The organism is Pseudomonas sp. I2, from assembly GCF_040984075.1.
Lineage (GTDB): Bacteria > Pseudomonadota > Gammaproteobacteria > Pseudomonadales > Pseudomonadaceae > Aquipseudomonas > Aquipseudomonas guariconensis_B.
The window spans coordinates 163,729-176,930 of the sequence record NZ_JBCGFQ010000003.1; the positions used below are offsets into that span (position 1 = coordinate 163,729).

7 protein-coding genes are annotated in these 13,202 nt (G+C 65.0%); 1 reads left to right on the forward strand and 6 read right to left on the reverse strand.

Going from position 1 to position 13,202, the window contains the following annotated elements; translation table 11 throughout:
- Window positions 1-20: 20 nt before the first annotated feature.
- The 3 genes from selO to WCE05_RS02905 form a co-directional block, all read right to left on the reverse strand.
- Window positions 21-1,481: a protein adenylyltransferase SelO gene (gene selO / locus WCE05_RS02895; RefSeq protein WP_368815414.1), complete on the reverse strand. Its 1,461-nt coding sequence runs from the start codon at window positions 1,479-1,481 to the stop codon at window positions 21-23.
- Between the two features lie 78 nt (window positions 1,482-1,559).
- Complete coding sequence (gene mscK, locus WCE05_RS02900; protein WP_253079868.1) at window positions 1,560-4,868, reverse strand: mechanosensitive channel MscK; 3,309 nt, start codon at window positions 4,866-4,868, stop codon at window positions 1,560-1,562.
- A 35-nt stretch (window positions 4,869-4,903) separates the two neighbouring features.
- On the reverse strand, window positions 4,904-6,646 hold the full coding sequence (locus tag WCE05_RS02905) for a potassium/proton antiporter (RefSeq protein ID WP_225787500.1): 1,743 nt from the start codon (window positions 6,644-6,646) through the stop codon (window positions 4,904-4,906).
- Window positions 6,647-6,815: 169 nt separating this feature from the next.
- Between WCE05_RS02905 and WCE05_RS02910 the strand changes: the two genes are divergently transcribed.
- On the forward strand, window positions 6,816-8,963 hold the full coding sequence (locus WCE05_RS02910) for a DUF6543 domain-containing protein (protein WP_368815415.1): 2,148 nt from the start codon (window positions 6,816-6,818) through the stop codon (window positions 8,961-8,963).
- A gap of 195 nt (window positions 8,964-9,158) precedes the next feature.
- On the opposite strand, the gene betA is transcribed toward WCE05_RS02910, so the two are convergent.
- The 3 genes from betA to betI all read right to left on the reverse strand — a co-directional run bounded on the left by betA (window position 9,159) and on the right by betI (window position 13,165).
- Complete coding sequence (betA, locus tag WCE05_RS02915) at window positions 9,159-10,850, reverse strand: choline dehydrogenase (protein ID WP_225787498.1); 1,692 nt, start codon at window positions 10,848-10,850, stop codon at window positions 9,159-9,161.
- 146 nt (window positions 10,851-10,996) lie between these two features.
- Window positions 10,997-12,469: a betaine-aldehyde dehydrogenase gene (gene betB / locus WCE05_RS02920; RefSeq protein ID WP_253079870.1), complete on the reverse strand. Its 1,473-nt coding sequence runs from the start codon at window positions 12,467-12,469 to the stop codon at window positions 10,997-10,999.
- 30 nt (window positions 12,470-12,499) lie between these two features.
- Window positions 12,500-13,165 (reverse strand): transcriptional regulator BetI, encoded by a 666-nt coding sequence (gene betI / locus WCE05_RS02925; protein WP_225787496.1) that lies wholly within the window; start codon window positions 13,163-13,165, stop codon window positions 12,500-12,502.
- Between the last annotated feature and the right edge of the window lie 37 nt (window positions 13,166-13,202).

Below are 13,202 nucleotides of genomic sequence, written 5' to 3' on the forward strand. Positions count from 1 at the left end.
TCGCCGGCAAGGCAGCCCTGCTATGACGAACAACTGATCTCCAGATGCTTGCCCCACTCCGGCGGCCGCTCGGCATAGGCGTGCATCCCGGGCTGTTCCTCGAACGGTTTGCACAATACCTGGTGCAACCGCCGCACTTCACTGTAGTCGCCCGCCTCGGCGGCCTCGATGGCCTTCTGCGCCAGGTAGTTGCGCAGCACGTACAGCGGGTTGACGGCATGCATGCGCTCGCGTCGCCCTTCGGCGTGGGCGGCCTCGCGCTGGCAGCGGGTCAGGTAGTCCTTGCCCCAGGCATCGAAGCCGGCCAGGTCGACGAAGTCGTCGCGTACCACCTTCAGGGCCTCGGCCACGGGCTGTTCGCCGAGCCGGCGGAAGAACAGGTTGTAGTCCACGCCGCCGCTCTGCATGCGCTGCAGCAGGCGCTCGACCAGCGCCATGTCATCGTCCTCGGCGGTGGTGAAGCCCAGGCGTCGGCGCATCAGGTCCAGATAATGGGCCTGGTACAGTGGCAGGAACAGCCCCAGCGCCTCTTTGAGCGGTTCTACTTCGATCACCGTGGTCAGCGCCTGGGCCAGGGCGCTGAGGTTCCAGTGGGCGATCGGTACCTGGTTGGCGTAGCTGTAGCGGCCCCGGTCGTCGGAGTGGTTGCAGATGAAGTTGGCGTCGAAGTCGTCGAGGAACGCGTAGGGGCCGAAGTCGAAGGTGATGCCGAGGATCGACATGTTGTCGGTGTTCATCACCCCATGGCAGAAGCCGTAGGCCTGCCAGCGGGCGATCAGCTCGGCATTGCGTTCGACGATGGTGCGGAACATGGCCAGGTAGGGCTGCTCGGCTTCGCGGCACTCGGGGTAGTGCTGCTCCAGGACATGGTCGATGAGCAGGCGCTGCTGCTCGGGCTGACGGGTGTAGTAGAAGTACTCGAAATGGCCGAAGCGCACGTGGCTCTGGGCCAGGCGCAGGAGCATGGCGGCGCTTTCGCGGGTCTCGCGCCACACGGGCGTGCTCGAGCCGACTACGCACAGCGCCCGGCTGGTGGGGATGCCGAGGGCCTGCAGGGCCTCGGAAGCGAGGAACTCGCGGATCGACGAGCGCAGTACGGCGCGGCCGTCACCCATACGTGAATACGGGGTCTGGCCGGCGCCCTTGAGGTGCAGGTCCCAGTGCTCGCCGGCCTCGTTGACCACCTCGCCCAGCAACAGGCCTCGGCCGTCCCCCAGGCGCGGGTTGTAGGAGCCGAACTGGTGCCCGGAGTAGACCATCGCCCGAGGGTCGGCTTCTTCCCACAGCTTGTGGCCGCTGAACAGCTCGGCGAACACTGGCAGCTCGGCCTGGGCCGGGTCGAGGTCGAGCAGGGCCATGGCCGACTCGCTCGCCACCACCAGGCGTGGCTCGGCGATCGGCTCGGGCAAAACCTGGGTGGAGAAGGCATCGCCCAGGCGGGCGAAGCGGTTGTCGAACGTCAGTTGATCGAGGGCTTTCACGGGCCGGCTCCTGGAAAATCGCGAGCGAGGGCGCGGCCCTCGCGAGGATACGGGACAGGATAAAGTATTCGAGTGCACTCAGGCCGGCGCAGTGCCATCCGATTTTGGTTGTTCCACAGGGATCAACTGTTGCTTGCCGTCCCTGGGGTCCATGAGGAACACCTCGACCTGGCGCACCGAGATCTTGATGCCGTGGGCCTTGAACTCGCGGTCGATGTAGCGGTTGATCTCGTCCAGCGTCGGGTTACGGTCGCCCAGGTCGCGCACATGCATGCGCAGCTCGTGGTCCAGCGAGCTTTCGCCGAAGTTGAGGAAGTACACGATCGGCTCCGGGTCCTTGAGCACCCGCGGGTTCTCGTGGGCGCCCTTGAGCAGCAGCTCGCGCACCAGCTCCAGGTCCGAGCCGTAGTCGATGCCCAGCTTCAACGTCACCCGGGTGACCGTGTCGGTCAGCGACCAGTTGATCAGTTGGCCGGTGATGAAGGTCTTGTTGGGGACGATGATGTCCTTGCGGTCGAAGTCGGTGATGGTGGTGGCGCGGATGCGGATCTTGCTCACCGTGCCGGACAGGTTGCCGATGGTGATGGTGTCGCCGATGCGCACCGGGCGCTCGAACAGGATCATGATGCCGGAGATGAAGTTGGCGAAAATCTCCTGCATGCCGAAGCCCAGGCCCACCGATAGCGCGGCCACCAGCCATTGCAGCTTGTCCCAACTGACCCCGAGGGTCGACAGGGTGCTGACGAAGCCGACCCCGGCGATCACGTAGGACAGCAGCGTGGTGGTGGCATAGGCGCTGCCCTGGGCCAGGTTCAGGCGCGACAGCACCAGCACTTCCAGCAGTCCAGGCAGGTTGCCGGCCAGGGCGAAGGTGATGCCGACGATCAACAGTGCGCCGAGCAGGTCGCCGAGGCTGATCGGCACCATGCTGGCGGCGGCGCCGGTGCCGCTGCTGTACTCGTACAGGGTGACGTTGTTGAGGTACGAGAAGACCGTGATCAGGTCCGACCAGACCCAGTACAGGCCGCCGATGAAGCCGCCGAGCAGGGCCAGGCGGATCAGGCGCAGGGACTGCTGGTTGACCTGCTCGATGTCCAGGGCCGGTTCCTCGGTGATCACTTCGCCATCCAGGCCTTCCTTGGCCGCCTGGCGCTTGCTCAGGGCGCGCTGGTAGGCCAGGCGTCGCGCCGCCACGGAAAGGCCACGGACGAAGGCGGCCTCGATCACCAGCCAGAACAGCAGCAGGTAGAGGGTGTAGATCAGCCGGTCCGTGAGCTTGAGGGCGGTGTAGTAGTAGCCGAAGCACACCGCCACGAACAGGGCGATCGGCAGGGCGGTGAAGGCCACCCCAACTGCCTTGCGGAACAGCGAGGTGTCACGGTGTGCCGGGCTGCTCAGCAGCAGGCGGCTGAGCAGCCAGGCCATCAGCGCATAGCAGGTGAGCACCACGCCGATGCCGAGGACATCGTCGGCCAGGGCCGAGGGCTGGTGTTCGGCCACTGCCACCACGCCGACCAGCGCCAGCACCACGGTGCCCAGGCGGCGCACCCAGCCACGGAGGAACTCGACCTGCGGCTTGTGCCAGCGGAAGTGGATCTCGGCCACGCCACCGGGGGCGAGGATGCGGTAGGCGGTGTAGAACACCAACCAGGCCTGGGCGATCTGCCAGAGTGCGGCGCCGAGGTTGGCGTTCTGCCCGCGGGCATCGATCTGCAAGGCGTAGCTGCCCAGGGTGAGGGCCAGGCTGACCGGCAGGGCCAGGAGGACGTTGATCAGGATCGCCTGGGGCGTGTGCCACTGGCTGTCGCGCTTGAAGTGGCCGATGTCCTGGTGAACCTTGCCCAGGCGCTGGTACAGGTACTTGCGACGCCACAGCAGGGCGCCGATCACCAGCAGCAGGGGCAGGAACAGCAGTGGTTGCTGGACCAGGCCATCGGTCAGTTCCTTGATGCCTGAGCCCCAAGGCAGGCTGATCACCTGCTCGGCGAGCCGTTGCGGCACGTAGCGCAGCCACTCCCAGTCCAGCGGCTTGTTGCTGGGGATCCAGAACATCTGCTCTTCCAGGGTGGTGCGCAGGTTCTGGGCGGTGCTGAGCAACTGCTTCTGGTTCAGTTGCAGGGTGATGGACTCGTTGAGCAGTGCCGAGAGCTCGCGGTTCAGGCGCTCGAGCAGGTCGCTGCGAGTGAGCGCCACTTCCAGCAGGGCCTTGCGCAGCTGGGGCGTGACGTTTTCCTGGGGCTGGTTGGCCAGCAGCCGGTCGACGTAGGTGGACGGGCTGCTCATCTGTTCGCGCTGCTGGTTGACCTCGAACTGGTACAGGCGGATGTCGGCGATCTGGTCGGCCAGGTCGCGGTCGACTGTCAGGTGTGGCAGGGCTTGTTTCTGCTTGTAGAGGATCTTCGACAGCAGCAGGCTGCCCTTGAGCACGTTGATCTGCTCGTCCAGGGCTTGGTCGGCCTGGGTCAGGGTGTCGAGCTGCTGCTTGGTCCGCAGGTTCTGCTGGGTCAGTTCGTTGAGGCGGTCGGTGCTCTTGAGCAGGTAGTCGGAGAGCTTGAGGTTGGCTGAGCTCTCGTTGGCCAGCAGGGTGCTGCCACCCGCTTTCTGCGCCTCGATCGACTGCTGGGTGACGGTTTGCTGGGACTGGGCCAGGCGCTTGTCGTTGATCAGCGTCTGCAGCTCCTGGATCTCCTGCTCCAGTCGCGTGGCACGCTCGATCAGCAGGTCGTGGCGGGCATTGCCCAGGTCCTGCAGCAAGCTGTTGCCGGCCAGTTCCTGGCGGCGCAGCTGGGTCAGGGCGGTGATCGAGGCCAGCTCGGCATTGAGCTGGTTGCGCTGATCGGTGGACAGCGGCTTGCCGTTGTCCTTGCCGGACTTGAGGCTGTTGTTGATCTGCTGGGCACGGGTCTGGTTGTTGCTGATCTCGGCCTGGGCCCGCTCGGGACGGGTCTGGGAGTTGATGATCAGGCTGTTGGCCTCGGACAGCGCCTTCTGCAGCTCACCCTGCTGGGTGCTGCGCTCGTTGAGCATCTGCTCCAGCTGCGGCACGGTGAGGTTGGCGTAGCGCTGGGCCACCGGCACGCTCTTGCTGTCCTTGAGCTTGGCCAGCTCGCGCTGGCTTTCACGGGTCTGTTCCGGGGCATCGGCCAACTGCTGCTTGAGCGCGGCGAGTTTCTTTTCGCTGTCTTCCTTGCTGACGAGCAGGGCCAGGGTCTGCTCGAGCACTTGTTGCAGAGCCTTCTGCTCGGCTTCGGGCAGCTTGCGCTCGGCGATCTTGTCGAGGCTGTTCTGGATGTTGGCGGTGGTCGGGGCCTCGGCCGCCGTGGCGGCGAACGAGAGGGACAGGCACAGCCCGAGCAGGGCTGCGCGAATGTACACGCGCAGGGACATAGGCAGAATTCTTGCGAAACGGGGCAGATCGGAGTTTAGAGGAACAACCCGGGGCCGGGTCGAGTACCTTCCGGGAATTTGACGCCCACCTTGAGGATCTTGTTCCCTTCCATCAGCGCGACGGTCCACAACGTGCTGTGCCATTCGATCTGATCGCCTACTACTGGAGCGCCTCCGACCTTTTGTCGGATGAACTGCGCCAACGACATTTTCGCGTCCAGGCCGTCCAGTTTCAGGCCATAAAGTGCCGCCACCGCGCCCAGCTCGGCATCCCCTTCGAGGACGAAGTCGCCGAAGAAGCGCAGGTCCAGGCCACGCTGCGGCGGCTGGCTGAACAGTTTGCCCAGGGCTGGCAGGTCGTGCTCATGGCCGATCACGCAGAGCATGTCGTTGGCTTCCAGTACCGTGCTGCCCGAAGGGTGCAGCAGTTGCTCGCCGCGAAACAGCGCGGCGATACGGGTGCCTTCGGGCATCTTCAGTTCGCGCAGGGCGGCGCCGATGCACCACTTCTCGGCGCCCAGGCGATAGACGAACAGCTCCCACTCGCTGGTGATGTGCACTTCCAGTGCGGAACGGGAGATCGGCGCGGGGTTGGGCGGTACCGTGACCTTCAGCAGCTTGGCCATCCACGGCAGGCTGGTGCCCTGCACCAGCAGCGATACCAGGACGATGAAGAAGGCCAGGTTGAAGAACAGCTGGGCATCCGGCAGGCCGGCCATCAGCGGGAACACGGCCAGGATGATCGGCACCGCGCCGCGCAGGCCGACCCAGGAGATGAACGCCTTCTCGCGGCCGTGGAACGCCTTGAACGGCAACAGGCTGGCGACCACCGACAGCGGCCGGGCGAAGAGGATCATCCACAGCGCCAGGCCCAGGGCCGGCACGGCGATGGGCAGCAGGTCGTGGGGCGTGACCAGCAGGCCGAGCACCAGGAACATGCCGATCTGCGCGAGCCAGGCCATGCCGTCGAGCATGTGCAGGATGCCATGACGGCTGCGGATCGGCCGGTTGCCCAGCACCAGGCCGCACAAGTACACGGCGAGGAAGCCGCTGCCGTGCAGGGCGTTGGTCAGGGAGAACACCACCAGACCGCCAGCGACTACCAGGATCGGGTACAGGCCGCTGGCCAGGTTGATGCGGTTGACCAGTTGCAGCACCAGCCAGCCACCGCCCAGGCCGAGCAGGCCGCCGATGCCGAATTCGCGGACCAGATGGCCGAGCAGGCCCCAGTCCAGGCCTGTCTGGCCGCTGGCGATCATGTCGATCAGGGTGACGGTGAGGAACACCGCCATCGGGTCGTTGCTGCCCGACTCGATCTCCAGCGTGGCCATGACCCGTTCGTTCAGACCCTTGCCACCGAGCAGGGAGAACACCGCCGCAGCGTCGGTGGAGCCGACGATGGCGCCAATCAGCAAGCCCTGGATCAGGTTGAGGTCGAACAGCCAGGCCGCGACCATGCCGGTCAGCCCGGTGGTGATCAGCACGCCCACGGTGGCCAGCGACAACGCCGGCCACAGGGCCACGCGAAAACTGGCCACTCGCGTGCGCAGGCCGCCGTCGAGGAGGATCACGGCCAGGGCCAGGTTACCCACCAGGTAGGCGGTCGGGTAGTTGTTGAAGATGATGCCGCCACCATCGACGCCCGCGACCATGCCGACGGCGAGGATGATGACCAGGATAGGAATGCCCAGGCGGGACGAGAGCGAGCTGACCAGGATACTTGCGCCCACCAGCAATGCGCCGATCAGAAACAGGCTATTGATGGTGCTCGCATCCAAAGGCAGTACTCCGGGGAAAAGCGAAGGGAGGGGCGACTTGCGCGCGCACAGGCTGTGTGCCAAGCGATTCTAACCTGATGCCGCAGCGGGCTGTAAAGCGTTACCGCACGGCTATCCGAGACTTAGGGTTCAGTGGGGCTCTTTAATAACGAAGCGAAGGTCGAGCGCCATGAGTACCCACGATGAACCGACACTGGAGATGATTGCCAAGCGCTACCTGGGGCAGTTTCCTGATCTGCAAGGGCTGGCCCGCCAGGCCGCCGGCCATGTACTGAGGCGACAATTGGGCTATTGGCTCGATCCCGACAAAATCTATTGGCATGGCTTCGATACTGCAATCGGCAGCCGGCGCAGTTATACCGGTTGGCAGCACCTTGGGCGGCCGCGCAGGTCCTTGACCCTTACGGAGCTGGTGATACAGCGTTTTAGTCCACAGCAGCAGGACAATGCCGATCTGCTGGCGACCTACGGTGGCTTTTATCGCGTGGACGGCAGCCATGCGTGCTATGACGAGCGCAATGAGCTGCGCCTGGCACCGCAGGCGGTGCTCGAGATGTTCTGGGCAATGGATTTCGCCCAGGTGTACGCGCGTCGGCTGGTGCGTTTCCAGACGCAGCGTGGCGAAGACTTCTGCGTATTGGCGCGGGCGCGCTTTCTAGCCGCGGTCGCTCGGGCATCGCTCGAAGCGCAGGAGCGCAAGCAAGTGCTTGCCGCTGCCTTGGGCAAAGCGCAAACCCCCCTCACGCTCGAGGCCCTGCGGGCGCCTCGCGAGCAGGGGGCAGCTCGGGGTTTCGGTATGTTGATGGTCGATGGGATCCCGGCGCGTACCCTGCTGCACCTTGTGCTGGATACGGGCAGGCACTGCCTGTATGCGGCGGACGACCAGGGCGCGCTGATGATGTTCAAGGGGCTTCGGGGTCTTGAAGACTGGATGCGGGGACTCGTCGGTACGATGCAAGGTCGCGAGCGCTTCATGGCGTATTTTCTCGGCGAGGATGCGCACGCCCGGTCGATGCGTCCGCAGTTGGAGAAAATCTGTGAGCGGTTACACGCCTCGCCCTCCACGGTCCGTATTGAAAACCAGCAAGTGCCCGGCGATGTATTCGTGCGCCTGCGCGACCAGGCCATGGATGAACTGGCGAGCAACGCCCACGAGCGCCTGACCACCAATGCCCAGTTGCGCAAGGCCAATTGGTTGTCAGGGTTGCACACCGCGACCCTCGTCATCGCGCCCATGGCCCCGCTGGGGTGGCCTGTTGCGCTGACAGCGCTTGGCGTCGGCATGGGCAGCCTGGCTTTGCATCTGGACCAAGCGATCGCTGGCAAGACGGCGTGGCGCGCAGCCGCCTGGTGGGCTGTGTTGCTGGATGTGCTGTACATCATCCTGGATTCCCTGATGATCCGCTCAGGCGCGTTGTTCAGTGAGGCGCCGCTGCCGCGACAGGTAGCGCCAGAAATAACCACGCCCACGGATTCGTGGTGGGGCCGCTATATGCGTCCGGCGGCGGATGAACTCCTGCAACTCTCGGATCAGGCGCTGGTACGTCAACGCGGGCTGCTGGGGCAGGTGCCGTGGTGCGATGGGCAGTCGGTCGACGCGGTGGGGCGGTACCTGGATAGCTTTGGCGAGCCCTATGCGGTGTACCAGGATGGGCTTGGCTTTGGCTCACGGGCCATTCGTGAATACACCCACGCGCCGAACCGCTACAACAACCTGTGGCGTGGCCTGCCTCTGGAGGATGATCTTGCTGCGAATATCAGGCGTAGCCATGACCTTGCTGAAGCCTTGGAGTACATCGGTGCCAATGGCCAGGTACGGCTGTATCGAGCCGTATCGGCCTGTCGAGGGACCGGCATGGCGGCCTGGCATGAAGGGCGGTTGGGGGTGGGCGATGTGCTGGTCACGACAGACTTCACCTCGTTCACCGAAAACCCTTATGTCCTCTGGGAGACATTCAACGATCCGGCGGCGCAGGTGAGTGGCAGGGGGGTATTCGACGAAACCGCTGTCGTGTATGTGCTGGAACCGGGGGAATTGGCACATGCGGTACCCGTGGCGCCTTTTTCCGATTTGCAGCACGAGGCCGAATCGCTGGTGATGCCGGGGAGGTATCTGAGGGTCGAGGAGGTGAAGGCGGTGGAGGGGGAAAACTACCGTTTCATGCAGGTACGCCTCAGGGCCTTGGACAAGCCGGCACCTGGCGCTGCTGTGCATGACCTGTACAACGGTGAGCTATTCGACCGGGAGGTATTGGCGCAGCGCCTTGGGGGTGGCGACGACTCTTTGATGCGCCGGTTCTTTGCGCTGGCTTCGTGAGTCTGACGATCCGCAGGGCTTGCGAATCAGGGCTGCCATGCCGCCCATCGCTGGCAGGCCAGCTCGACTCTTGGGTTGCTTAGAACTTTTCAAAAGCCATTGAGTCGCCCCCAGGTTCACCGCAACGTTCAGGAACGGCGGCGAACCCTGTGGGGTCGGCTTGCCGGCGATGGGCCGCGCAGCGGCCCCGCGGGGTCAGCCCTGCTTCACTTCACGCATCGGCTTGCCCTTGACCGGCGCATCACCCGCCACATAGTACTTGGCGGTGCTGCGTGGCAGTGGCTGGCGGCCACGGATCCGGTCGGCGATCTTCTCGGCGATCATGATCGTGGTGGCGTTGAGGTTGCCGGTGATGATGATCGGCATGATCGACGCATCGACCACCCGCAGGCCCTGCATGCCATGCACGCGGCCCTGGCCATCGACCACCGCCATGTCGTCGTCGCCCATCTTGCACGAGCAGGACGGGTGGAAGGCGGTTTCGGCGTGGGTGCGGATGAACTCGTCCAGTTGCTCGTCGGTCTGCACGTGCTCGCCCGGGCTGATCTCGCGGCCGCGGTACGGGTCCAGCGCCGGCTGGTTCATGATCTCGCGGGTCAGGCGGATGCCGTCGCGGAACTCCTGCCAGTCCTGCTCGGTGGCCATGTAGTTGAACAGGATGCTGGGGTGCTGGCGCGGATCCTTCGACTTGACCTGGACGCGGCCACGGCTCGGCGAGCGCATCGAGCCCATGTGCGCCTGGAAACCGTGCTCCTTCACGCCGTTGGAGCCGTTGTAGTTGATGGCCACCGGCAGGAAGTGGTACTGGATGTTCGGCCATTCGAACTCGGGACGGGTGCGGATGAACCCGCCGGCCTCGAACTGGTTGCTGGCGCCGATACCGGTGCCGTTGAACAGCCACTCGGCACCGATGGCCGGCTGGTTCCACCACAGCAGCGACGGGTACAGCGAGACCGGCTGGGTGCAGGCCCACTGCATGTACAGCTCCAGGTGGTCTTGCAGGTTCTCGCCGACGCCCGGCAGGTCATGCACCACCGGGATGTCCAGGCTTTCCAGCAGGGCGCGCGGGCCGACGCCGGAGCGCTGCAGCAGCTGCGGCGACGCGATGGCCCCGGAACTGACGATGACTTCCTTGCGTGCACGGGCTTGCACGCGCTCCTCGCTGTCGCCGACCAGGTAGGTCACGCCGATGGCACGCTTGCCGTCGAACAGCACGCGGTCGCTCAGGGCGTGGGTGACGATGGTCAGGTTGGGGCGCTTCCTGGCCTGGTCCAGGTAGCCACGGGCGGTGCTGGCGCGGCGGCCTTTCGGGGTCACGGTGCGGTCCATCGGACCGAAACCTTCCTGCTGGTAGCCGTTGAGGTCTTCGGTACGTGGGTAGCCCGCCTGTACGCCGGCCTCGACCATGGCGTGGAACAGCGGGTTGTTGCCGGCCTTGGGCGTGGTCACGCTGACCGGGCCGTCGCCGCCATGGTAATCGTTGGGGCCGATGTCACGGGTTTCGGCCTTGCGGAAGTACGGCAGGCAGTCCAGGTAGCTCCAGTCTTCCAGGCCTGGCAGCTTGGCCCAGCCGTCGAAGTCCAGGGCGTTGCCGCGGATGTAGCACATGCCGTTGATCAGCGACGAGCCACCCAGGCCTTTGCCGCGGCCGCACTCCATGCGGCGGTTGTTCATGTGTGGCTCCGGGTCGGTCTCGTAGGCCCAGTTGTAGCGGCGTCCCTGCAGCGGGAAGGCCAGGGCGGCCGGCATCTGGGTGCGGAAGTCGAGGCGGTAGTCCGGGCCGCCGGCTTCGAGCAGCAGGACGCTGACGTTGGCGTCTTCGGTCAGGCGGGTGGCCAGCACGTTACCGGCAGAGCCGGCGCCGACGATGATGTAATCGTATTCCATGGGGTTCTCCCATTTGAGCGGCAGGCTTCAAGCGACAAGTAAGGGTAGTCGTGCGAAGCGTGCGAATGGTTGAGGTCTGCAAGGGCCGGTGGCGCAACGCCGACCGGCTCTTTCTTGCAGCTTGAGGCGTGGCGCTTGGCGGTCGGTCAGAATACCGACGTGTAGTCACCCAGCTCGACCTGGACCGACTTGATACGGGTGTACTGGGCCAGCGAGCTCACGCCGTTCTCACGGCCGACACCCGACTGCTTGTAGCCGCCGACCGGCATTTCCGCCGGCGACTCGCCCCAGGCGTTGATCCAGCAGATACCGGCCTCGAGCTTGTGGATGATGCGGTGCGCGCGGCTGATGTCGTTGGTGCACACGCCGGCGGCCAGGCCGTACTCGGTGTCGTTGGCGCGGCGGATGACTTCGTCTTCGGTTTCGTAGGTCAGGATGCTCATGACCGGGCCGAAGATCTCTTCCTTGACGATGGTCATGTCGTCGCGGCAATCGGTGAACACGGTCGGTGCGACGAAGGCGCCCTTGGCGAAGTCACCCTCGGTCATGCGCTCGCCGCCACACAGCACGCGGGCGCCTTCTTCCTTGCCCTTGGCGATGTAGCCGAGCACGCTTTCCATGTGCGGGAAGCTGACCAGCGGGCCGAAGTTGGTGTTCTCGTCTTGCGGGTTGCCGGCGCGGATGCGGGCCACGCGCTCGACGATCTTGGCTTCGAAGGCCTCTTTCAGCGCAGCCGGGACGAACACGCGGGTGCCGTTGGTGCAGACCTGGCCGGAGCTGTAGAAGTTGGCCATCATGGCGATGTCGGCGGCCTTGTCCAGGTCGGCGTCGTCGCAGATGATCAGCGGCGACTTGCCGCCCAGTTCCATGGTGACTTCCTTGAGCGAGGAGCTCGAGGCGCTGGCCATGACTTTCTTGCCGGTGGTGGTGCCGCCGGTGAAGGAGACTTTCTCGATGCGCGGGTGTTCGGTCAGCCAGGTGCCGACTTCACGGCCGCTGCCGGTCAGGACGTTGAACACGCCGTCCGGCAGGCCGGCTTCGGTGTAGATCTCGGCCAGCTTCAGGGTGGTCAGCGAGGTGACTTCCGAAGGCTTGAAGATCATCGCGTTGCCGGCGGCCAGGGCCGGGGCGGATTTCCACAGGGCGATCTGGATCGGGTAGTTCCAGGCGCCGATGCCGACGGTCACGCCCAGTGGCTCGCGGCGGGTGTAGACGAAGGAGCTTTCGCGCAGCGGGATCTGCTCGCCCTCGATGGCCGGGACCAGGCCCGCGTAGTACTCCAGCACGTCGGCGCCGGTGACGATGTCGACGTAGCGGGTCTCGGAGTAAGACTTGCCGGTGTCCAGGGTTTCCAGCATGGCCAGCTCGTCGTTGCGCTCGCGCAGGATCTCCACGGCACGGCGCAGGATGCGCGAACGCTGCATGGCGGTCATCGCGGCCCAGACCTTCTGGCCACGTTCGGCGCTCTCGACCGCGCGCTCGACGTCAGCTTCGGTCGCGCGCTGTACATGGGCGAGGACTTCGCCGTTGGCCGGGTTGATGGCTTCGAAGGTGGCATCGCTGCCAGCGTCGACATAACCACCATCGATGTAGAGTTTTTGCGTTCCGAAACGGGCCATAGTGTCCTCGCAAGTGCAGTGTGTGGTGGGCTATCCGCGTCGTGCTCCTGCCGTTTGGGCAATCGCTTCGCGCGGGTGTTCAGAGGCCTGGTCGATCGTGTCCGGGCGCTGCTGCTTAGCCAGTTGTAGTTCCATGTATTCGTAAGCAATCCGTATCGCCTGGTCGGTGTCGAATGCGTCTCCCGACAGGGCTCCACGCAGCCACAGGCCGTCGATCAGGGCCGCCAGCCCGCGGGCTGCCGTGCGCGCTTGATCCAGCGGCATGGCGCGGCGGAACTGGCAGCACAGGTTGGAATACAAGCGGTGGTCGTTGATCCGCTGCAACCTGTGCAAGGACGGCTGGTGCATGCTGGAGGCCCAGAAGGCCAACCAGGTTTTCATCGCCGGGCCGTTCACCTGGCTCGCATCGAAGTTGCCCTCGATGATCACCTTCAGGTGGGCGCGCGGGCTGTCGTCCGTCAGTGCCTGGCGCCGTGCTGCCACGCCTTCGTTGAGCATGCTCATGATGTAGCGCATGGTCGCTGCGATCAGGCCGTTCTTGTCCCGAAAGTAGTGGCTGATGATGCCGTTCGACACCCCGGCCAAGCGGGCGATCAGCGCAATGCTGGCATCTCCCAGTCCGACCTGATCGACCGCCTGCAAGGTGGCTTCGATCAACTGCTGGCGGCGGATGGGTTGCATACCGACCTTGGGCATCTTGCTATCTCCTCAGGCCTGCGAGCAGACGACGAGC

What these genes read in the sequence shown, in the direction of transcription:
- betB (WP_253079870.1), bottom strand. Translation starts at nt 12,469, where the DNA reads ATGGCCCGTTTCGGAACGCAAAAACTCTACATCGATGGTGGTTATGTC.
- betA (WP_225787498.1), bottom strand. Translation starts at nt 10,850, where the DNA reads ATGGAATACGATTACATCATCGTCGGCGCCGGCTCTGCCGGTAACGTG.
- WCE05_RS02910 (WP_368815415.1), top strand. Translation starts at nt 6,816, where the DNA reads ATGAGTACCCACGATGAACCGACACTGGAGATGATTGCCAAGCGCTAC.
- mscK (WP_253079868.1), bottom strand. Translation starts at nt 4,868, where the DNA reads ATGTCCCTGCGCGTGTACATTCGCGCAGCCCTGCTCGGGCTGTGCCTG.
- betI (WP_225787496.1), bottom strand. Translation starts at nt 13,165, where the DNA reads ATGCCCAAGGTCGGTATGCAACCCATCCGCCGCCAGCAGTTGATCGAA.